Consider the following 20,872-nt stretch of genomic DNA (forward strand, 5'->3'; position numbering starts at 1 on the left):
CACCCCCTGAGCGGCTGCGCCGCTTCCCCCTCTCTCGCTTCGCGGGAGGGGGACGGCACCCTCGGTGCGGGACGGCCCTTCCTCGGTGCCCCGGAGTCGGTACACGCCAGTCTCGAGCGCCGCGCCCAATGCGATGATCATGTCCATGAACACACCCATCAAAGACCACCCGGCCAACCCCTTCGAAGGCGAGGCGCCCGGCATCCTCTTCGGCCTGCCCATGCCCATGGCCCGCGCCATGAAGCTCAGCGGTGAACGCATCGGCGAGGACCGCGCCCAGATCCGCATGGGCTTTCAACCGGATCAGGCCAACAGCCGCGGCGACGTGCACGGCGGCGCCATCGCCTCGCTGCTGGACTGCGCCCTGGCCTCGGCCTGCCGCTCGCACGACCCCACGGCCTTCGGCGTGGCCACCATCGATCTCACGCTGCACTACGTCTCGGCCGGCAGCGGCGATCTCATCGCCACCGCCCACTGCGAGCGGCGCGGCCGCTCCATCAGCTTCGCGCGCGGCGAAGTGCGCTCCGAGGACGGCACCCTGGTGGCCCTGGCCACGGGGACGTTCAAGCTGATGGCGCGTGGCGGGGCTCAGGCCTGAGTGATCACCTCTTTCGCTGGCGCACGGCACGCCCCCAGGAAATACCGCCTCATCTGAAGCGGTATTTTTTTGAAGACACTTATTGTTACCTCCCTGACAAAGACGCGAAAGACTCCACCATTCCCCAAGAGCAATCTTGCCGTATGACTGCATTCCGGCAGGCTCGTACATGCCCAAATGACTGGCAATTCACTCAAACAGGAATGATGGCTATTGCCCAGACATGCCTGGCCAGTCAATAATTGCCCTTCGACCCGGAGCTTCCAGCCAGAATACAACTGCCAGTGCATGTTGATTGAGCCAAGAACTCTCGCACTCAAATCATCGATTCACCATGAAAGGCAGAGATGGCAATGTACGGATTCTTGAGGGTTCACACAGACAGCAGAAAATCACCAGCCTTTGGCAATACGGTGCCGTTCTGTTTTTGGAAGTATCTTTCCAGCCCTATTTTCATTATTTTTACTTTGATACTGGGTGTCTTTCCCCATGCCAACGCTGAGACCCGGCTTGCCCGACCAGTTCCAGACTCCCAGCGGCTGATCATCGAGAACAACAATTTATCGGCGGATACGTTCTTTACTGCATATATGAGCAAAAACCTCATGGAAAGAAGATATGCGGAGATGTATCTGCTCGGTGTTCTGGATGCCACGGAAGGTCGGGTCTGGTGCGATTACCAGCATTTCAAGACCATCACTCTGGCAGAAGTACTTCACAGCGGATTGAGCAAATTGGATCTCAAACAGCGTGAGTCACGGGCTGCCCATGTCATCAGCGACATTCTTGAAAAAGAGTTTCCTTGCAAAGGCGGGAAGAAATGAAACCGTCCTACGCAACGCTCAAATCTCATCACTATTCGGCCAACGAGCTGAACTCCAGCCATGTGTCTCGCACAGCACTCTATGAGGAGCTTGGATACAACGATGCAGCATTGATTCGGCAAAACGCCGGTTATCAGAACACCTGCGCAACCAGATTGAGCCTGGCCCTGATCAAGTCAGGCGTCATCATCAACGGGCGATTGAAGATAAAAACCGGGAAATACAAAGGCCGGACGTTCGAGCCCGGCGCAAAACTACTCGCTGATCAGCTTGCCAAGCCCCATATACTTGGCAAGCCTCAGATATTTAGCGCTGCCGATGCACATACCAAATTATCCGGCAAGAAAGGGGTAATCTTCTTCTGGAAGATTGCAGGCTACAACGGAGGCCATATTGATGTGATTGAATCCCAAAATAGCACTCAGGTGTGTAACTCCGCATGCTATTTCGATTCAAAAGAAATATGGTTCTGGCCTTTGGACTGATCCGGGGCACTCCATCACCCTTCTCGACGCCCGCAAACCGCTAGCCGCCATCTCGGCCTCGGGCGACTCCATGGCAGCCACAGGCCAGCAGCACTACTTTCGTCTGGCGCCTGAAGCCAGCCAGACCCCCGCGCAGCACTACTACCTGCCGCTGGGCATGGACGTGCAGCCCGACTGCTCCCCACCTGCCCAATAGCGCGCGCCGGGTCTTGCCCCCAGATCGCGGCGCGCACAAGGAAAGCGCATGCCGCGCTTTCCTTTTCACTCAAGCGGTCAGAGCCGCTTTTCCTTGGCCTCGATCAGCTTTTGCATCAGTTCGCAGACCTGCCTGGCCTGCTCCTGGGTGATGTCGATGTTCTCGATCACCGAGCGCTTGAACTGGATGCCGTTGACTGCGCCGCTGTTCTCGATGAAGCCCAGCGTCAGGGTGCGGTTCAGGAAGTAGATGACGGCGGCGATGCCCCAGCCGATCAGCATGACCACCAGGCCTGCAAAGAAGCTCTGGGCCATCATGGACCCGCCCATGAACAGCGACAGGGCACCGATGCCCAGCGCCGTCTTCCAGGGCTTGTGATAGCCGTAGTAGGTGGAGCAGATGCCCTGCAGGGGGATCAGGCGCGACTGGGTGCCCGACAGCGAGGCGCTGCTGAACTCCAGGCGCTCGCTGCCCACGCGGATGGTGGTGGTGGGATCGATGTTGACCTTGGACAGGATCCAGGCGACCAGGCCGCCTTCGCGGCCTGTGATGGCAATGTGGTTGCCCTTGTCGTCTATGGGTTGCTCGCTGGCCTTCCAGGCCTTGATGACCAATGCACTCACGGTAATACCCTCTCTTGAATGTTTGAGAAACCACGGGCTGTCCCGTCATGGCATTGCACCACCGGGGCCGCCTGAGGAGGGGCGATTACAGCACAGGGCATGAGTGCAGCCTTGGGCAACCAGGGCCGCTGTGCGCCATCAACCGGGTTGCACCCCCGCCGACTGCAGCAGCCGCCCCCAGACCGGAGCCTCTTGCGCCCAGGCCTTGCCGAAGCGCTGAGGGCTGTCGTCATCAACAGGGACGAAACCGGCCGCGATGATGCGGGCCGTGCCTTCGCGGCTGGCCACGGCGCGGTTGGAGATCTCGCCCCATTGCCGCGTGAGGTCGGCCGGCAGGCCCTTGGGGCCGGCGATGGCCAGCCAGCCGGACAGTTCCATGGCCTCGTGGCGGTAGCCGGCCTCGGCAAAGGTGGGCACCTCGGGCAGCAGGGGCACGCGGCGCGTGCCGGTGACGGCCAGGGCGCGCAGCTTGCCTGCATCGATGTGGGGCTTGAGCGTGAGCAGGCTGCCCATGCCGATGGGGATGCGCCCGCCCAGCATGTCCTGCACCATCAGCGCCTCGCCCCGGTAGGCGGCATGCGCCATGCCTGCACCGGCCATGTCGCTGAGCACGGCGCAGGCCAGGTGGCCGTGCGAGCCTATGCCGTAGGAGCCATACGAGAGCTTGCCCGCGTTGGCCTGGGCCCAGGCCATGAATTCGCGCAGGTTGGAGGCGGGCACGTCGGCCGTGACCACCAGGGCGATGGGCGCCATGCACACGCGCGACAGGGGCGTGAGGTCGGTCAGCGGGTCGTAGGCGGTCTTCTTGTAGAGGTATTTGTTGGTGAGCATGGTGGAGGTGGTGCCCAGCAGCAGGGTGAGCCCGTCCGGCGCGGAGCGGACCACCATTTCGCCGCCGATCAGTCCAGCCGCACCGGGCTTGTTGTCCACCACCACGGTCTGGCCCAGCTGCTGGGCCATGCGCTCGCCCAGGATGCGCGCAATCACGTCGGTGGCGCCGCCCGCCGCAAAGGGCACGACGATGCGCACGGGCCGTGTGGCAAAGCCGGCCTGCGCCAGCACGCTGGCTGGCACCGCCGCCACGGCGCCGGCCGCCAGGGCCAGCGCCTGGCGCCGATTCAATCGGTTGTTAAGTCGGTTGTTCAGTCGGTCATTCAATTGGCCGTTGAATCCGCTGTTCGATGCCGTCCCCGAGATCACTGCCATCACACGCTCCTTTGCCTGGGTGCCCCCATGGGTGGAGACACCGGATCAAGAAACCGCCGTCTCGAAATCAATCGAGTTGGCCAAGCGTATTCGAGGCAGATGGATTCACCATCAGGGAAATCATTGGACTTTCTACACCAGAATCAGAAAACTCTGAGTGCAAAACGGCCTTTCAGTCTCATTTTCATCAAGATCGTGCTGCAGATCTCTGTTGCGCCCAGGCATGGCGCAGCAGCACCTGTTCGGCCTGCTTGAGCACGGGCGCATCGACCATGCGGCCGTCCAGCACGCAGACGCCGCCTCCGGCCTCGGCCAGGGCCTGGCGCAGGCGCTGCGCGTGGGCCACGGCCGCTACATCGGGGTCGAAGACGGCGTGCAGGGGCTGGACCTGGGCCGGGTGGATGCACAGCTTGCCGCCAAAGCCCATGCGCCGCGCGCGTGCCGCGTCCTGGGCCAGCCGCTCGGGGTTGCGCGTGTCCACCGTCACGCCGTCCACGGCCGCGCCGATGCCGGCGCGGCGCGAGGCCAGGACCAGGGCCATGCGCATGGGCAGCAGCTCTTCCTCGCCCTGGTCGCAGGCCATGCCCGCATCGACCTGGAAGTCCAGGTGGCCGAAGGCCAGGCGCACCACCTGGGGCGCGGCAGCCAGGGCGTCGGCCGCGTCCAGGCCGGCCACGCTTTCGATGAGGGGCAGCACGGCCGCCCGTGCGCCCGCAGCCTGGGCCACCGCATGCAGGGTCTGGGCGCGCTCGGCCTTGGAGACCATGGCGCCGGCCACGCCCTGATCCACCAGCTGCGCCAGCGCGCGCAGGTCATCCGCATGCCAGGGCGTGCCTTCAGCGTTGATGCGCACCAGCAGGCGGGCACGGGCCGGGCCTTCCAGCGCACCCACGGCCTGGGCCAGCGCCTGGCGGGCGCCGTCCTTGTCGGCCGGGGCCACGGCATCCTCCCAGTCGGCGATGACCATGTCGGCGCCGCTGTCCAGGGCCTTGCCCAGGCGCTCGGGCCGCGTGGCGGGGACGAAGAGAAAGGAAGTGGCCTGTCGCGCCAGATCGTGCATGCGGATGTCCTTGGGAGAGCGGTTTATTCGGCCGAGACGCCTGCGGCCTTGATGACCTTGTCCCAGCGCGCCACCTCGGCCTGCAGGTGGGTGCGCAGGCCTTCGGGCGTGGCCTTGTCGGGCGTGACCAGGTCGGAGCTGAGTTCGGCGATGCGCTTTTTGACGTTCTCGTCCTTGATGGCCACGTTCAGCGCCTTGTTGATGGCCATGACCACCTCCTTGGGCGTGCCCTTGGGCGCGTACATGCCGTGCCAGACCTTGACGTCGAAGCCCTTGAGGCCCTGCTCGTCCAGCGTGGGGATGTCGGGCAGCGAGGACAGGCGCTTGGGCGTGGTCACGCCGAAGACCTTGGCGCGCTGGCCGTCCTTGATCACGGGCACGGTCTGCGTGGTCTGGTCGCACAGCAGGTCCACCTGGCCGCCCATGAGGTCGTTCATGGCCGGGCCTGCGCCCTTGTAGGGCACGGTGGTGAGCTTGACGCCCGCCTGGTGCATGAACAGCATGCCGCACAGCTGGGAGACGGCGCCGATGCCGGCATTGGCCAGCGAGACCTTCTCCTGGTTCTTCTTCACGTAGTCCAGCAGCTCGGCAAAGTTGTTGGCCGGGAAGTCCTTGCGCGACAGCAGGGTCATGGGCACGTCCAGCACCTGGCCGATGTACTCGAAGTCCTTGAGCGGGTCATAGGGCAGCTTCTTGTACAGCGCAGGCGCCGTGGCCATGCCCATGTGGTGGATGAGGATGGTGTAGCCGTCGGCCTTGGCCTTGGCCACGCGGTTGGGCGCAATGGTGCCGCCCGCACCCACGGTGTTCTCGACCAGCACGCTCTGGCCCAGCACCTGGCCCATGGGCACGGCCAGCAGGCGCGCCACCACATCGGTAGGGCCGCCAGCGCTGTAGGGCACGACGAGGACGACGGGCTTCTCAGGCCAGGCCGCGGCCAGGGCGCCGGTGGTCGTCCCGCCGGCGGCAAGGGCGCAGGCGGCGGCCGCTGCGTAAACGAGGCGGCGGCGGAAAGAAGTGGTGCGTTGCATGGTTTGTCTCCTGTGCACTTTGGTGGAAGCGGGAGGCGCTCTGTGGTGGCGCCTTTCCCATGGATTCGCCGGCCGGGGCCGGCGCGAAAACTCAGTCAAAAACTCAGTCAAGCAGGCGCTGCACGTGCGGCCAGTGCGCGATCTGCCACAGCCGCGCTACAGCGGCCTGGGCGGGGTCGTCCTGCAGGGCACCGCCATAGGCGATCAGTCGCAGCGCCTTGGCCGTGATCTCCTCGCGCGACAGCGTGTTGCCCGGATCGCCCTTGGGCTCTTCCACACGGCCGTGCAGCGTGCGGCCATCGGTGGTGAGCACGGTGACCTTGCCGATCCAGCGCTGCGGGTAGGCGGCATCGACCTCGGGGTCCAGCACCATGCCCACCTTCTCGCGCAGGGCCACCGTGGTGGCGGCCAGGTATTCGTTGTCGAACTCGTCCAGGCCCGCATGGCCGTGGCGCGCGGCCAGCGCCAGCACCGTGCCCATGGAGAACTTGCTCTGGTGCACCGTACCGGGATCGACCACTGGGCCCAGCACGTCGATGGCGCCCTGGTGCACGTGGCAGGTGACCTGCGCCAGGTCGGCGGGGGCCAGGCCGTGGTCCTGCATGACCTGCAGCAGCGCGTCGGCAGCCGGGTGCGTGTGGCGGCAGGAGGCATGCCATTTGAACGAGGTCTCGGCCGTGGCCCAGCGCGTGCCGATGCCGTCCGTGAGGCGCGTGGGATCGGCGTCCGTGGACATGCCTGCCGCCAGGCCCTGCGGCCCGGTGAAGATGTCCTGCGCACCGGTGAATCCGTCCCGGGCCAGGTAGGCCGACATCAGGCCCGCAGCGGCCGCATGCGCCGTGTGCAGTTGCTTGCTGTCGGCGCCCGTGCGCAGGAACTCCCACAGCCCTGCCGACTGCGTGCCGGCCGAGCCGAAGGCATGCTGCATCTGCGCGGGCGTGAGGCCCAGCAGCCGGCCCACGGCGGCCGCGGCGGCCAGGGTGCCGGCCGTGGCCGTGGTGTGGAAGATGCGGTAGTGGCTGCGGCCCAGGAACTCGCCCACGCGGATGCCGACCTCATAGCCGGCCACGCAGGCGGCCATGAGCTCGGCGCCGCTGGCACCGATGCTCTGGGCCACGGCCAGCGCGGGCGGGAAGACCACGGCGGCGGGGTGGAAGACCGAGCCGTTGTGCACATCGTCCTGCTCGGCCACATGCGAGGCCGCGGCATTGGCCAGGGCCGCCATCATGGGCGAGGTGGTGTCGGCACTGCCCAGGATCTCGCTAGGCCCCTGCGCCGGTCCCTGGGACAGCGCAAAGCGCGTGATGCTCTGCACGGGGCGCGCGCCCTGGCCTGCGAGCACGGAGCCGAACCAGTCCACCCAGAGGTCTTCGGCGCGCTGCTGAACGGCGGCGGGAACGTCGTCCCAGCGCAGCGAGGCAGCGAATTGGGCCAGCGGATGGATGCTCACTTGGGTGTCGTTTTTCATGGGTTGGGTCTCCGGCGCATTCTTGGGCATGCGCCCTGGTTTCAGGGGGCGGTTTTTCCCGGGGGCGGGCACAGGGCACTGATGCGCTCGGCGCTCCAGCCCAGCTCGGCCAGGATGGCGGCGCTGTGCTCGCCCACGGCGGGCACGGCCTCCATGCGGTAGTCGAAGGCGCTGTTGGCGCCGGGCGGCAGCAGGGCCTGCACCGGACCGGCCGGCGTGTCCACGCTGCACCAGCGCTGGCGTGCGGCCAGTTGGGGATGGGCCCACAGGCCGGCCATGTCGTTGACGCGCGCATTGGCGATGCCCGCCGCATCCAGCCGCTGCACCACCTGGGCGGCATCCAGCGCGTTGAACACGCCCAGGATCAGCGCACGCAGCTCCTCGCGGTTGGCGTTGCGGCGCGCGTTGCTGTCGAAGCGCGCATCCGTGGCCAGCGCGGGCTGCAGCAGCACCTGTTCGCAAAAGAGCTTCCACTCGCGTTCGTTTTGCAGGCCCAGCATCACCGTCCCCCCGTCACCGGCCTCGAAAGGCCCATAGGGATAGATGCTGGCGTGCGAGGCGCCGGTGCGCGGCGGCGGCGGCGCACCGTCGAAGGCGTAGTACATGGGATAACCCATCCACTCGCCCAGCGCCTCCAGCATGGACACGTCGATGTGGCTGCCCTCGCCCGTGCGCCCGCGCAGCAGCAAGGCCGACAGGATGTTGGTGTAGGCGTACATTCCGGCCGCGATGTCGGCCACCGAGATGCCGGCCTTGGACGGCACCTCGGGCGTGCCCGTGACCGAGAGAAAGCCCGCCTCGCTCTGGATCAGCAGGTCGTAGGCCTTCTTGTCGCGGTAGGGGCCGTCTGCGCCGTAGCCGCTGATGTCGCAGACGATGAGGCGCGGAAAGCGCTCGCGCAGCGCCGCATAGGACAGGCCCATGCGCGCGGCCGCGCCGGGCGCCAGGTTCTGCACCAGCACGTCGGCACCCTCCAGCAGCTGCAGCAGCGCCTGCATGGCCTCGTCCTGCTTGAGGTCCAGCGCCAGGCTCTGCTTGCTGCGGTTGATCCAGGTGAAGTGCGAGGACTGGCCCTGCACGCGCTGGTCATAGCCGCGCGCAAAGTCGCCGCTGCCGGGCCGCTCGACCTTGATCACGCGCGCGCCCAGGTCGGCCAGCTGGCGCGTGCAAAACGGTGCGGCCACCGCATGTTCCAGCGAGACGACGGTGGTGCCGTCCAGGGGCCTCAGGCGTTGCTGTGTCATGCGCAGTGCCTTCAGAAAGAACGCGGGAGACCGAGGATGTGCTCGGCCACGTAGGAGTAAATGAGATTGGTCGAGATCGGCGCCACCTGGTACAGGCGCGTCTCGCGGAACTTGCGCTCCACGTCGTATTCGCAGGCAAAGCCGAAGCCGCCGTGGAACTGGATGCAGGCATTGGCCGCCTCCCAGCTGGCCTTGGCCGCCAGGTACTTGGCCATGTTGGCCTGGGCGCCCATGGCCTGGTTGGCGTCGAACATCTCGCAGGCCTTCCAGCGCATGAGGTTGGCGGCCTCGACCTCGATGAAGGCATCGGCAATGGGGAACTGCACGCCCTGGTTCTGGCCGATGGGGCGGCCGAACACATTGCGGTCGCGCACGTAGTTGGTCACGCGGTCCAGGAACCAGTAGCCGTCGCCAATGCATTCGGCCGCAATCAGCGTGCGCTCGGCATTGAGGCCGTCGAGGATGTACTTGAAGCCCTTGCCTTCCTCGCCGATCAGGTTCTCCTCGGGGATTTCCAGGTTCTCGAAGAACAGCTCGTTGGTCTCGTGGTTGACCATGTTGGGGATGGGGCGCACGGTCAGGCCGCTCTTTTGCGCCTCGGCCAGGTCCACCATGAAGATGGACATGCCCTCGCTCTTTTTCTTCACCTCGGCCAGCGGCGTGGTGCGCGCCAGCAGGATCATCCAGTCGCTGTGCTGCACGCGGCTGATCCAGACCTTCTGGCCGTTGACCACGTAGCGGCCATCCTTCTTGACGGCGCTGGTCTTGATCTTGGTGGTGTCCGTGCCCGTGGTGGGCTCGGTCACGCCCATGGACTGCAGGCGCCATTCGCCCGAGGCGATGCGCGGCAGGTACTTCTCCTTTTGCGCCTGCGAGCCGTGGCGCAGCAGCGTGCCCATGTTGTACATCTGGCCATGGCAGGCGCCCGAGTTGCCGCCGCAGCGGTTGATCTCTTCCATGATCACGCTGGCCTCGGTCAGGCCCAGGCCCGAGCCGCCGTACTCCTGCGGGATCAGCGCGGCCAGCCAGCCGGCCTTGGTCAGCGCGTCCACGAAGGTCTCGGGATAGGCGCGCTGCTCGTCGATCTTGCGGAAATACTCGTCAGGGAACTCGGCGCACAGCGCACGGATGGCGTCGCGGATTTCGGGGAAATTGTTGGAAAGCGTGTGTTCGATCATGGTGGTCTCAAGGCTCGGTGTTCAGGGGTCTCAGGCCAGGGTGGCTTTTCCGGTCATGGTCAGCCAGCCTTCGTGGTCTTGCGCCCAGAGTTCAATGGTCTTGCCGTCCGCAGAAGGCTTGCCGTGCACGCTGAAGGCATGCAGGTCGAAGGTGGGGCGCACGGCCTTGAACTCGAAGGACAGCACCTGCGCCTGGGGCAGCTCGCGGCGCAGCAGGTCCAGCAGCAGGGTGGCGATCAGCGGGCCGTGCACGATCAGGCCCGGATAGCCTTCGACGCCCGTGACGTAGCGGCGGTCGTAGTGGATGCGGTGGCCGTTGAAGGTCAGGGCCGAGTAGCGGAACAGCAGCACGTCGTCGGGAACGATGGTGCGCGACCAGGCTTGCTGGCCGTCCAGCGGCGGCTTCTGGGGCGTGGGCGCGGGATCGCCGGGCTGGGCAGCGGCGCGGTAGACGATGTCGTGCTCCTCGGTCAGCGCCAGGCCCTGGTCGTTGCTGTAGGCATGCTCGACCAGCACGAACAGCAGCTCGCCCGAGCGGCCGCTCTTGTGGCTGACCGAGCCGATGGTGGAGCGGCGCTGCACCTTCTGGCCCACCTGCAGCGCGTTGCCTGCCTCCCAGCGCAGGCGCCCGCCGGCCCACATGCGGCGCGGCAGCGGCACGGGCGGCAGAAAGCCGCCACGGCGCGGATGGCCGTCGGGGCCGATCTCGCTTTGGCGTGCATGGGGCAGGAAGTACATCCAGTGCCACAGCGGCGGCAGCGCCGTGCCGTCGGCGGGCTCAGGGTCTTCCCGGTCCAGCGTGGCCGACAGCGCGGCCACGGGCGCGGCCGTGATGCTGTCTGCCAGGGTTTCGCTGCGGCCCTGCCAGGACTGAAGATGCGCCAGCGCGGCGGCGTCGAGGGTGTCGGTAGCTTGCTTGTCTGTCATGGCCGCCATGGTCGGTGCAAGCGCGGCGGCCCGCAATCCGCGTTTTCTTAAGCAAGCCTTTGGCCGCGCTGAAGGCTGGGCCGGCGCGGCCTGTCCGCCGCTGCTTTCATTCCCGCGAAGTCCGCCCTTGTGATTGGCGAATGGCGCGGTGCGGCGTTTGCCGGCATCCTTGGTCCCGACTTCTTTCCAACGAACACTGAACGGGGACGACAGGCCATGGCGCAGAAAATGATGCAGGACAAGGTAGTGGTGGTGACGGGTGCCGGCGGCGGCATCGGGCGCGACATGGCGCTGGCCATGGCGGCCGAGGGCGCCAAGGTGGTGGTCAACGACATCGGCACCTCCACCACGGGCGAGGGCACGGACGCCGGCCCGGCGCAGAAGGTGGTCGATGAGATCAAGGCCGCAGGCGGCCAGGCCGTGGCCAACACCGACAGCGTGGCCGAGGCCGCCAGCGCGGCCCGCATCGTGCAGTGCGCCGTGGACAGCTTCGGCCGCATCGACGGCGTGGTCAACAACGCCGGCATCCTGCGCGACCGGTTCTTCCACAAGATGAGCCTGGACGAGTGGGACGCCGTCATCAAGGTCCACCTGTACGGCAGCTACTACATGAGCCGCGCGGCCGCCAACCATTTCAAGGAGCAGGAAAGCGGCGCCTTCGTGCACATGACCTCGACCTCGGGCCTGATCGGCAACCTGGGCCAGGCCAACTACAGCGCCGCCAAGCTGGGGCTGACGGCCCTGTCCAAGTCCATTGCGCTGGACATGCAGAAGTTCAACGTGCGCTCCAACTGCATCGCGCCGTTCGCCTGGAGCCGCATGATCGGCTCCATCCCCACCGACACGCCCGAGCAGCAGGCGCGCGTGGCCAAGATCCAGCAGATGACGCCCAACAAGATCGCCCCGCTGGCCGTCTACCTGCTGTCCGACGCGGCCCGCGACGTGAACGCCCAGGTCTTTGCCGTGCGCAACAACGAGATCTTCGTCATGAGCCAGCCGCGCCCGCTGCGTTCGGTGCACCGCAGCGAGGGCTGGTCGCCCCAGTTCATTGCCGAGCACGGCATGCCTGCGCTCAAGGCATCGTTCGTGCCGCTGGACCGGTCCGCCGACGTTTTCAGCTGGGATCCTGTTTGAACGACACCCCCTGAGGCGCTACGCGCCTTCCCCCTCTCTACTCGCTTCGCGAGGGAGGGGGACGACACCCTCGGTGCGGGGCGGCCCTTCCTCGGTGTCCCTGAGTCGGGCCGCGCCAGTTGCGAGGGTTGAAGCGCGCCAGCGCAATCAAACACTGAGAGGAACCGTGATGGCCATCAGCTATCAGCACCTGAAACAGCGCCCCTTCGAGCCCGTGCGCCAGCACTATGGCGAACGCGACACCATGCTCTATGCGTTGAGCCTGGGCCTGGGCAGCGATCCGCTGTCGGATGCGGCCCTGCCCTTTTTCTACGAAGGGGCGCCCGGCGGGCTGCGCGCCCTGCCCTCGCAGGCCGTGGTGCTGGGCTACCCGGGCTTCTGGGCGCGCGAGGCCGATACGGGCATCGACTGGGTGAAGCTGCTGCATGGCGAGCAGCGCATGCGGCTGCACCGCCCGCTGCCGGCCAGCGCCGACGTGGTGGGCCACAACCGCATCACGCACCTGACGGACAAGGGCGAAGGCAAGGGCGCCATCATGGTCACCGAGCGGCGCCTGGAGACCGCCGGGGGCGAGCTGCTGGCCACCGTGCAGCAGGTCAGCATTCTGCGCGGCGATGGCGGCTACAGCCTGCTGGATGGCGGCCAGCCCAGCGACGCGCCCCTGGCGCCGCTGCGCCCCACGCCGGAGGACCGCGCTCCCGACTTCACCGACACCCAGGCCATACGCCCCGAGGCCGCGCTGCTGTACCGCCTGATGGGCGACTACAACCCGCTGCATGCCGACCCGGCCGTGGCGCGCAAGGCCGGCTTCGAGCGGCCCATCCTGCATGGCCTGGCCAGCTACGGCCTGGTGGCCCATGCCGTGCTGCGCCAATGCGGCGACCGCAATCCCGCGCGCCTGAAGGCGCTGGATGTGCGCTTCACCGCGCCCGTCTATCCCGGGGAGACCCTGGTCACCGAGATCTGGCGCACGCCCGACCAGCCCTGCCAGCTGCAACTGCGCGCCCGCGTGCTGGAACGCGACAAGATCGTGCTCAGCCACGGCTACGCCGAACTCGCCTGATGCACGGCGGCCTCGCAAGAGGCCGCTCCTTCCCCCTGCCCTGGAGTTCCCATGAACACCTCCCCCGTATTGACCTCCGTCCAGGACGGCATAGGCACGATCACGCTGAACCGGCCCGAGGCCCGCAACGCGCTCAACCAGGCCATGCGCCCGGCCCTGGCCGCCGCCGTGGCGCAGATGCGCGATGACGCGCAGGTGCACACCGTCATCCTCACGGGCGCGGGCGGCGCCTTCTGCTCGGGCGGCGATATCAGCCAGATGATGGATGCCAGCCAGGCCGGCCTGCCCTGGCGCCAGCGCATGCGCAGCCTGCACCAGTGGTTCCCCGAGCTGGTCAACCTCGAAAAGCCCGTGATCGCCGCCGTGGACGGCCCGGCCTTCGGCGCGGGCCTGAGCCTGGCGCTGGCCGCCGACTTCGTGCTGTGCACGCGGCGCGCGAAGTTCTGCGCCGTGTTCGGCCGCATCGGCCTGGTGCCCGACCTGGGCGCCATGCACATGCTGCCGCGCATCGTGGGCCTGCAAAAGGCCAAGGAGCTGGTCTTCACCGCGCGCACCGTGCAGGCCGAGGAAGCCAGGTCGCTGGGCATGGTCTACGAGATCGTGGAAGACGGCGAGGCCCTGCAGGCCGCCGCCGTGGCGCTGGCGCGGCGCTTCGGCGAGGCATCCACGGCCGCCATCGGCATGGCCAAGACGGCCATGAACCAGGCCTTCGAGCTGGACGCACGCGCCATGGCCGAGCTGGAAGCCTATGCCCAGACGATGTGCCGCGGCTCGGACTACCACCAGGAGGCGGTGCAGCGCTTCAAGGACAAGCAGCCCACGCGCTTCGACTGGGACCGCGCGCCATGAGCGTGCTGTCGCCGGACGCCCTGCAAGAAAGGCTGCAGGCCCTGATCCGCCCCGGCGACACCCTGTGGTGGGGCCAGGCCACGGCCGAGCCGCTGACGCTCACGCGCGCCGTGGTCGCGCACCGCCATGCACTGGCCCGGCACGGTGGCCGGGGCCGGCTGCGCGTCTTCGTGGGCATGGGCGCATCGGACACGCTGCAACCTGCGCATGCCGACGCCATCGACTTCTTCGGCTACGCGGCCGGCGGCCCCCACCGCGCGCTGGCCCAGGCCGGAGTGCTGGACATCCTGCCCAGCCACTACTCCCACCTGCCCGGCCTGATCGACGAGGGCCTGCTGCCTGCCGACGTGGTGCTGCTCCAGGTCTCGCCACCCGATGCACAAGGCCGCTACAGCCTGGGCCTGGTCCATGAATACCTGCCGGCCGCCATACGCAAGGCGCGCGTGCTGATCGGCGAGGTCAACCCCGCCATTCCGTGGACGCACGGCAGCCTGCACCTGCAGGCCGGCGACTTCACCCTGCTGGTCGATGCCGAACACCCTCCGCTGGACCAGGCGCGCAGCGCGCCCGGCCCTGCCGAGCAGGCCATTGCCGGCCATGTGGCCGCCCTCATCGAAGACGGCGCCACGCTGCAGGTGGGCGTGGGCAACCTGCCCGAGGCCGTGCTCGCCGCCTTGCACGGCCACCGCGACCTGGGCCTGCACAGCGGCGCCGTGGGCGACGGCATTGCAGCCCTGGCCGAAGCCGGCGTGCTGACCCACGCGCGCAAGAGCCAGGACCGCGGCGTGGGCATTGGCGGCATCCTCATGGGCGGCGAATCGCTCAGGCGCTGGGCCCACCGCAACCCCGCCCTGCAGCTGCGCGAGACGCGCTACACGCACGACCCCGAGGTGCTGGCCGACAGCCACAGGCTGGCCGCCATCAATTCGGCGGTGGAAGTGGACCTCACGGGCCAGATCAATTCCGAAGTGGCAGGCGGCGTCTACGTGGGCGCCGTGGGGGGCGCCGTGGACTTTCTGCGCGGCGCGGCACGCAGCCGCGGCGGCCTGCCCATCATCGCCCTGCCCGCCACGGCCAGGGGTGCCACGCGCATCGTTGCGCGGCTGTCCGGCCCCGTCAGCACGCCGCGCAGCGATGCCGGCCTCATCGTCACCGAACACGGCGTGGCCGACCTGCGCGGCCAGACGCTGTCGCGCCGCGTGAAACGGCTGATCGACATCGCGGCGCCGGAGCACCGCGCCGACCTGGAACAACAGGCACATACCCTGCTGCGCCAATGCGGCGCAGCCTTTTCCTGATCCACTGATCCACTGATTCCCAAGGAGACAACACCATGCGCAGAGCCGCCATCGTCACCCCCCTTCGCACGCCCGTGGGCACCTTCGGCGGCAGCCTGCGGCCGGTATCGGTCGAGGAGCTGGCCGCCACCACGGTGCGCGCCGTGGTCGAGAAAAGCGGCATCGACCCCGCACGCATCGACGACGTGGTCTTCGCCCAGTCCTACGCCAGCAGCGAGACGCCCTGCGTGGGCCGCTGGGCCGCGCTGCAGGCCGGCCTGCCGGTAACGGTGCCGGGCATGCAGCTGGACCGGCGCTGCGGCGGCGGCCTGCAGGCCGTGGCCACGGCGGCCATGATGGTGCAAAGCGGCGCCGCCGACGTGGTGATCGCAGGCGGCGTGGAGAGCATGAGCAACATCGAGTACTACAGCACCGACATGCGCTGGGGAGCGCGCTCGGGCAATGTGCGCTTCTACGACCGGCTGGACCGCGGCCGCGAGCGCTCCCAGCCCGTGGAGCGCTTCGGAAAGATCTCGGGAATGATCGAGACCGCCGAGAACCTGGCGCGTGACTACGGCATCAGCCGCGAGGCAGCCGACGCCTATGCCGTGCGCAGCCACCAGCGCGCCGCCGCCGCCTGGGAGGCGGGCCGCTTCGCCGACGAGATCGTCCCCGTCAAGGTGCCCCAGCGCAAGGGCGACCCCCTGCTGTTCACGCGCGACGAAGGCTTTCGCGCCGACGCCACCACCGACAGCATGGGCAAGCTGCGCGTGCTCATGCCCAATGGAACGGTCACGGCCGGCAATGCCAGCCAGCAGAACGACGCCAGCGCCGCCTGCCTGATCGTGGCCGAGGACAGGCTGGCCGAACTGGGCCTCACCCCCATGGCCACCCTGGTGGGCTGGGCCGCCGCAGGCTGCGAGCCCTCGCACATGGGCATAGGCCCCGTGCCCGCCGTCAAGAAGCTGCTGGCGCGCCTGAACCTCACGCTGGACCAGATGGACCTGGTTGAACTCAACGAAGCCTTTGCCTGCCAGGTGCTGTCCGTGCTCAAGGGCTGGGAGTGGAACGACCAGGACGCCATAGACCACAAGCTCAACGTCAACGGCTCCGGCATCTCCCTGGGCCACCCCATCGGCGCCACCGGCGTGCGCATCCTGGCCACCCTGCTGCACGAGCTGGAGCGCCGCAAGGGCCGCTATGGGCTGGAGACCATGTGCATAGGCGGTGGCCAGGGGATTGCGGCGGTGTTCGAGCGGGTGTGAGCTTCCCGCCTCAATCCGCCCGCGCCCCCGAAGCCTTCACGATCTCTTCCCACTTGCGGGCCTCTGCCTGGATGTAGCGCGCGAACTCGGCGGGCGTGGAGCCCACGGGCTCGGCGCCCAGGCGGCGGTATTGCGCGGCGATCTGGGGTTCGGCAAGCACGCGGCGGGACCCGGTCCACAGTTTCTGCACCACGTCCTGGGGCGTGTTCTTCGGCGCCCACAGTCCGTACCAGGTGCTGGTGCGAAAGCCGGGCATGCCGGCCTCTTCCATGGTGGGCACATCGGGCAGGGAGGGCGAGCGACTGGCCGAGGTGACGGCCAGCGCACGCAGCCGGCCCGAGGCGATGAAGGGCATGGCCGAGGGCATGGAGTCGAACATGAGCTGGATCTGCCCGCCCATCAGGTCGGTCAGGGCCGGCGAGCTGCCCTTGTAGGGCACATGCTGCATCTGCGCGCCGGTCTTCAGGCGGAACAGCTCGCCCGACAGGTGCTGTGACGACGCATTGCCGGCCGAGCCGAAGTTCACCTGCCCGGGATGGGCCTTGGCCCAGGCGATCAGCTCCTGCACATTGCGCACCGGAAGCTGGCTGCCCACGACCAGCACCAGCGGGACATCGACCAGCTGCGTGACCGGCTCGAAATCGCGGAAGGCGTCATAGGGCGCGCTGGCATAGACGTAGGGGTTGATGACGTGGATGGAGGCGTTGACCAGCAGCGTGTAGCCGTCGGCCGGCGCCTTGGCCACCAGGGCCGCGCCGACCATGCCGCTGGCGCCGGCCTTGTTGTCCACGACCAGGGGCTGGCCCAGCGCCTCGCCCAGCCGCGTGGTGACCACGCGCCCGACCACGTCGGTAGGCCCGCCCGGTGGATAGGGCACGACGACGCGGATGGGCGCCTTGGGATAGCCCTGGGCCCCGGCGGATGGCTGCGCGCCTGCCGTTCTCCATGCGGCCAGCGCCGCCGCGGCGCCCAGCAGGGTGCGGCGGGAAAGCGCGGGGCCTGTGCGTTGCGTTGTCATACCTTGTCTCCTTGAATGGCGAGTGCGAGCTTGCCGGTCACGTTGCGGCCGTGCAGCGCGTGCAGCGCAGCCGGCAGTTCATGCATGGCGAAGACCTGGCTGACCTGGGGATGGATGCATCCCCGGGCAGCCCAGTCGAGCAGCGTGGCAATGACGGGCTGCAGCTGCGCCGCGAAGGCCTGGCGCTCATCGGCCGGTGTCCAGCCGATGTAGCGGCCGTAGAAGAAGCCGTGCAGCGTGAGGTTCTTGACCAGGGCCAGGTTCATGGGCACGGCGGGAGTGGCGCCGCTGGCGAAGCCCACGCTCAGCAGCTGCGCGTTCTGCGCGGCCGCGCGCAGTGCCTGCAGCAAGAGATCGCCCCCCACGGGGTCGAAGACCAGGGAGGCGCCCCGGCCCTGCGTGGCCTGCTTGACATGGGAGGCCAGGTCCTGCGGGGTGACTGCCTGGTGCGCGCCACGGCGCAGCGCATCGGCGCGCTTGGCCTCGGTGCTGGCGCAGGCGATGACCTGCACGCCGGGCGTCTGCCGGGCCACCTCCACCGCCGCGGCGCCCACGCCCGAACCGGCGCCCAGCACCAGCACCACATCGCCTTCCTGCAGGCGCGCGCGCCAGTGCAGGGCCGTGTAGGCCGTGCCGTAGGACAGGGGAATGGGCAGGGCCTGCAGCCAGGGCATGCCCGCAGGCAGGCGGTAGACGGTGGCGGCATCCACCACCGTTTCCTGCGCAAAGGCACCCCAGTCGGCAATGAAGGCCACGGCATCGCCGGGCTGCAGGTGCTGCACCGCGCTGCCGCATTCCAGCACGCGCCCCACGCCTTCGGTGCCGGGCACGAAGGGCAGCGGCGGGCGCCGCTGGTAGCGGCCCTCGATCAGCAGGCCCGTGGCGTGGCTGACGTTGGCGTAGGCCACGGCAATCCGCGCCTGGTGCGCGCCCAGGGGCTGGCCGGGCCGGTCCATGGACTGCAGGCTGACCACCTCGTGCGGCGCGCCGAATTGATGGCAGACCAGGGCCTGCATGCGGGAGTGCGGGGATGCGGATGCCGGGGCGCTCATGCCATTTCCTCCGCCGCGCACTGGCGCACAACCTCACTGTCTATCAGTTGATCGATCTCCTGCGGCGTGCAGCCGGCCTCGGCCAGGATCTGGCGCGTGTGCTCGCCCGTGCGCGGCGCGGCGCCAAGGGATGCACCGCAGGCTGCTGCGTCTGCCGGCCAGGGTGAAGCCGCATACAGCAGCGGCCCGAAGCCGGGCTGCGCCAGCGTGGCGAACGATGCGCGGTGCACGGCCTGGGGATGCGCCACCACATCGGCCAGCGTGCGCACGCCCGCATGCAGGGCGCCCTGCGCCGCCAGGCGCTGCTCCCAGTGGGCGCGCGGCTGCTGCGCCAGCAAGGCCTGCAGCCCGGCATGCAGCACATGGCGGTGGGCCATGCGGCCCGCATTGGTCGCAAAGCGCGCGTCCTGCAGCCAGTGCGGCAGGTCCAGCGCGCGGCACAGCCGCTCGAACTGGTCGTTGTTCAGGGCCAGCACGGTGATGAAGCCATCGGCCGTGGCGAACACGCCGTTGGGAGCGCTCACCCCTTCGGCAGGCAGGCCGCCGCGCAGCGTGTCTTCGGCCAGCACCGTGGATTGCAGGGCGCAGCAGACCTCGAACAGATTGAGCTCCACATGGCGCCCGCGCCCGCTGCGCGCCTTGCCCAGCAGGGCCGCCGTGCACGCCTGTGCCGCGTAGACACCGGCTGCGATGTCGGCCAGCAGCAGGCCCACGCGCTGGGGCTGGCCCTGCGCGTCGCGGTTGCTGGTCATCAAGCCCGTGTCGGCCTGCATGACGGAGTCGGTGGCGGGCCGGTCCGCATACGGCCCCGTGGGTCCGTAGCCGCTGATGGAGACGTACACCGGGTCCAGGCCGGCCGCGCGCAGGCTGTCGTAGTCCACGCCCATGCGCTGCACGACCTGGGGGCGGAAGTTCTGCACCACGATGTCGGCCTCGCGCGCCAGCCGCAGCAGCAGCGCGCGCCCCTGGGCCTGGCGCGCATCGACGGCAATGCTGCGCTTGCCCGCGTTGTAGGTGGCCGACAGGCTGCTGTGCCCATCGCGCGAGATGCCCACGTGGCGCGCCCAGTCGCCTTCGGGCGGATCGACCTTGATCACCTCGGCGCCCTGGCGCGACAGCAGATGGGTGCAGTAGGGGCCGGCCACGCCCTGGCTCAGATCGAGCACACGGTAGTGCGCCAGGGGCGCCGGCGGCGCGGTTTGCAAAGCTTCTTGGTTCACGGTCTGCGGCCTTTCGCCATGGTTTCCTCCATGCTAGGGAGGCAGGGCTGGCGCCACAATCCTCGCCAGCAGGCCAGGCCTGGTGACTCCCGATCAACAATGGCCGGCCCCGGCCCTGCAAAGAATGCCGAGATGGACCTGAACCTGTGCCGCGTCTTCATCGACATCGCCGAGGCCAAGAGCCTCACGCGGGCGGCCGAGCGCGGCGGCATGACGCGCTCCAACGTCTCGCGCCGGCTGCGTGCGCTGGAGACCGAGATGGGTGCGCAGCTGCTGCGCCGCACCACGCGCAACGTGGAGCTCACCCAGGCCGGCCAGCTGCTGTACCGGCGCTGCCTGGCCATGATGGAGGAGCTGCAGCGCGCCCGCGATGCCATCCACCAGTTGCGCTCCACCGTGAGCGGCGAGGTGGGCGTGCGCGTGCCCACCGGCTTCGGGCATTTCTATCTCAAGCCGCTGATCCTGGGCTTTTGCCGCGAGCATCCCGACATCCGCCTGCGCCTGCTGATCAACGACCAGATGGCCGACCTCGTGGCCTCCAAGGTCGATCTGGCGGTGCAGATCACCTCCGCGCCGCTGGACGATCTGGTGGCCACGCGGCTGTGCGATGTGCGCTGGAACTTCGTGGCCACGCCCGCCTGCCTGCAGGCGCTGGAGCAGTCGCTGGGCCGGCCCCTGCGCGCGCCTGCCGACCTGCTGCAGGCCCGCCTCATCCTGCCGCTGGCCATGGGCGGCAGGCTGGCCTGGCTTGCCGGCAGCGGCGACGATGGCGTCGCCGCTGCCCTCGATGTGCTGCCCTCGCTGCAATCGGGCGACTACCGCCTGCTGTACGACGCCGTGCTGGACGGCCTGGGCCTGGCCCTGCTCCCGGACTACGTGACCTCGGCCGCGCTGGCCGGCGGCACGCTGGTGGCCGTGCTGGACCAGGTGGTGTTCTCCGGCCTGGGCAATGCCATGTACCTGGTGCGCATGCCCGACCGCCAGCCCACCATGGCGGCCCGCGCCTTCCAGCAGTTCCTGCGCGAGGCCATCGTCACCGCCGCACCCAGCTGGCAGGCGGGCGCCGAGGAGGCGGGCGCGGACCTGTCTTCCTAGGACGTCCTAACAGCCGGCAAACCCCGGCTTAGGCAAAAGCAGATTCCCAAGAAGCGCCG

The 20,872-nt window shown here is 68.3% G+C and carries 21 protein-coding genes; 10 read left to right on the forward strand and 11 right to left on the reverse strand.

Translation table 11 applies throughout. The annotated features are described in order from the left end of the window. Nucleotides 1-145 precede the first annotated feature (145 nt). From BW39_RS17190 to BW39_RS32170, 4 genes are all read left to right on the forward strand, one after another. Nucleotides 146-598 carry a PaaI family thioesterase gene (locus tag BW39_RS17190; RefSeq protein ID WP_043783107.1) on the forward strand — a complete coding sequence of 151 codons (453 nt, stop codon included), beginning with the start codon at nt 146-148 and terminating at the stop codon, nt 596-598. A 347-nt stretch (nt 599-945) separates the two neighbouring features. Next, nucleotides 946-1,422 carry a Rap1a/Tai family immunity protein gene (locus BW39_RS31140; RefSeq protein ID WP_161786997.1) on the forward strand — a complete coding sequence of 159 codons (477 nt, stop codon included), beginning with the start codon at nt 946-948 and terminating at the stop codon, nt 1,420-1,422. After that, nucleotides 1,419-1,907, forward strand: coding sequence for a T6SS effector amidase Tae4 family protein (locus tag BW39_RS30445; protein WP_081816235.1), 489 nt, complete (start codon nt 1,419-1,421; stop codon nt 1,905-1,907). The genes BW39_RS31140 and BW39_RS30445 overlap by 4 nt, the downstream gene beginning before the upstream one ends. 70 nt (nt 1,908-1,977) lie before the next feature. Beyond that, nucleotides 1,978-2,103, forward strand: coding sequence for a hypothetical protein (locus BW39_RS32170; protein ID WP_268749026.1), 126 nt, complete (start codon nt 1,978-1,980; stop codon nt 2,101-2,103). Between the two features lie 77 nt (nt 2,104-2,180). Here the strand turns inward: BW39_RS32170 and BW39_RS17195 are convergent, their stop codons facing one another. From BW39_RS17195 to BW39_RS17230, 8 genes are all read right to left on the reverse strand, one after another. Further along, on the reverse strand, nt 2,181-2,726 hold the full coding sequence (locus BW39_RS17195; protein WP_012202143.1) for a hypothetical protein: 546 nt from the start codon (nt 2,724-2,726) through the stop codon (nt 2,181-2,183). Nucleotides 2,727-2,864: 138 nt separating this feature from the next. Next, nucleotides 2,865-3,932, reverse strand: coding sequence for a Bug family tripartite tricarboxylate transporter substrate binding protein (locus tag BW39_RS17200; protein ID WP_043823263.1), 1,068 nt, complete (start codon nt 3,930-3,932; stop codon nt 2,865-2,867). 187 nt (nt 3,933-4,119) lie between these two features. After that, nucleotides 4,120-4,992: an HpcH/HpaI aldolase/citrate lyase family protein gene (locus BW39_RS17205; RefSeq protein ID WP_043823264.1), complete on the reverse strand. Its 873-nt coding sequence runs from the start codon at nt 4,990-4,992 to the stop codon at nt 4,120-4,122. Nucleotides 4,993-5,015: 23 nt separating this feature from the next. Continuing rightward, on the reverse strand, nt 5,016-6,023 hold the full coding sequence (locus tag BW39_RS17210; protein ID WP_013800091.1) for a tripartite tricarboxylate transporter substrate binding protein BugD: 1,008 nt from the start codon (nt 6,021-6,023) through the stop codon (nt 5,016-5,018). 103 nt (nt 6,024-6,126) lie between these two features. Beyond that, nucleotides 6,127-7,491 carry an MmgE/PrpD family protein gene (locus tag BW39_RS17215; protein WP_043823265.1) on the reverse strand — a complete coding sequence of 455 codons (1,365 nt, stop codon included), beginning with the start codon at nt 7,489-7,491 and terminating at the stop codon, nt 6,127-6,129. Between the two features lie 41 nt (nt 7,492-7,532). Then, nucleotides 7,533-8,735 (reverse strand): CaiB/BaiF CoA transferase family protein, encoded by a 1,203-nt coding sequence (locus BW39_RS17220; protein WP_013800090.1) that lies wholly within the window; start codon nt 8,733-8,735, stop codon nt 7,533-7,535. An 11-nt stretch (nt 8,736-8,746) separates the two neighbouring features. Next, complete coding sequence (locus BW39_RS17225) at nt 8,747-9,913, reverse strand: acyl-CoA dehydrogenase family protein (protein ID WP_012202137.1); 1,167 nt, start codon at nt 9,911-9,913, stop codon at nt 8,747-8,749. Nucleotides 9,914-9,943: 30 nt separating this feature from the next. Then, a complete protein-coding gene (locus BW39_RS17230; protein ID WP_043823266.1) occupies nt 9,944-10,849 on the reverse strand; it encodes an FAS1-like dehydratase domain-containing protein in 906 nt (301 codons plus the stop codon). Between the two features lie 207 nt (nt 10,850-11,056). Here BW39_RS17230 and BW39_RS17235 point away from each other — a divergent pair, with 207 nt between their 5' ends. From BW39_RS17235 to BW39_RS17255, 5 genes are all read left to right on the forward strand, one after another. Next, a complete protein-coding gene (locus BW39_RS17235) occupies nt 11,057-11,974 on the forward strand; it encodes an SDR family NAD(P)-dependent oxidoreductase (RefSeq protein ID WP_017406887.1) in 918 nt (305 codons plus the stop codon). Nucleotides 11,975-12,143: 169 nt separating this feature from the next. Beyond that, nucleotides 12,144-13,037 (forward strand): MaoC family dehydratase, encoded by an 894-nt coding sequence (locus BW39_RS17240; RefSeq protein WP_043823267.1) that lies wholly within the window; start codon nt 12,144-12,146, stop codon nt 13,035-13,037. A 51-nt stretch (nt 13,038-13,088) separates the two neighbouring features. Beyond that, nucleotides 13,089-13,886, forward strand: a complete 798-nt coding sequence (locus BW39_RS17245) for an enoyl-CoA hydratase/isomerase family protein (RefSeq protein WP_012202133.1) — start codon at nt 13,089-13,091, stop codon at nt 13,884-13,886. Continuing rightward, a complete protein-coding gene (locus BW39_RS17250) occupies nt 13,883-15,184 on the forward strand; it encodes an acetyl-CoA hydrolase/transferase family protein (protein WP_043823268.1) in 1,302 nt (433 codons plus the stop codon). The genes BW39_RS17245 and BW39_RS17250 overlap by 4 nt, the downstream gene beginning before the upstream one ends. A 35-nt stretch (nt 15,185-15,219) precedes the next feature. Beyond that, on the forward strand, nt 15,220-16,428 hold the full coding sequence (locus BW39_RS17255; protein ID WP_043823269.1) for an acetyl-CoA C-acetyltransferase: 1,209 nt from the start codon (nt 15,220-15,222) through the stop codon (nt 16,426-16,428). A gap of 10 nt (nt 16,429-16,438) precedes the next feature. On the opposite strand, the gene BW39_RS17260 is transcribed toward BW39_RS17255, so the two are convergent. Genes BW39_RS17260 through BW39_RS17270 form a run of 3 tightly spaced genes read right to left on the reverse strand, consistent with a single transcriptional unit; the run spans nt 16,439 to nt 19,718 of the window. Next, entirely contained in the window at nt 16,439-17,446 is a 1,008-nt protein-coding gene (locus BW39_RS17260; protein WP_043823270.1) for a Bug family tripartite tricarboxylate transporter substrate binding protein, read from the reverse strand. Next, nucleotides 17,443-18,462, reverse strand: a complete 1,020-nt coding sequence (locus tag BW39_RS17265) for an NADPH:quinone oxidoreductase family protein (protein WP_043823271.1) — start codon at nt 18,460-18,462, stop codon at nt 17,443-17,445. Before BW39_RS17265 ends, BW39_RS17260 begins: the two co-directional genes overlap by 4 nt. Before the next feature lie 32 nt (nt 18,463-18,494). Beyond that, a complete protein-coding gene (locus tag BW39_RS17270) occupies nt 18,495-19,718 on the reverse strand; it encodes a CaiB/BaiF CoA transferase family protein (protein ID WP_200871524.1) in 1,224 nt (407 codons plus the stop codon). Between the two features lie 99 nt (nt 19,719-19,817). Between BW39_RS17270 and BW39_RS17275 the strand changes: the two genes are divergently transcribed. Then, entirely contained in the window at nt 19,818-20,813 is a 996-nt protein-coding gene (locus BW39_RS17275; RefSeq protein ID WP_013800081.1) for a LysR family transcriptional regulator, read from the forward strand. Nucleotides 20,814-20,872 lie beyond the last annotated feature (59 nt).

It is taken from the genome of Delftia sp. RIT313, from assembly GCF_000632165.1.
GTDB classification, from domain to species: Bacteria; Pseudomonadota; Gammaproteobacteria; order Burkholderiales; family Burkholderiaceae_C; genus Comamonas; species Comamonas acidovorans.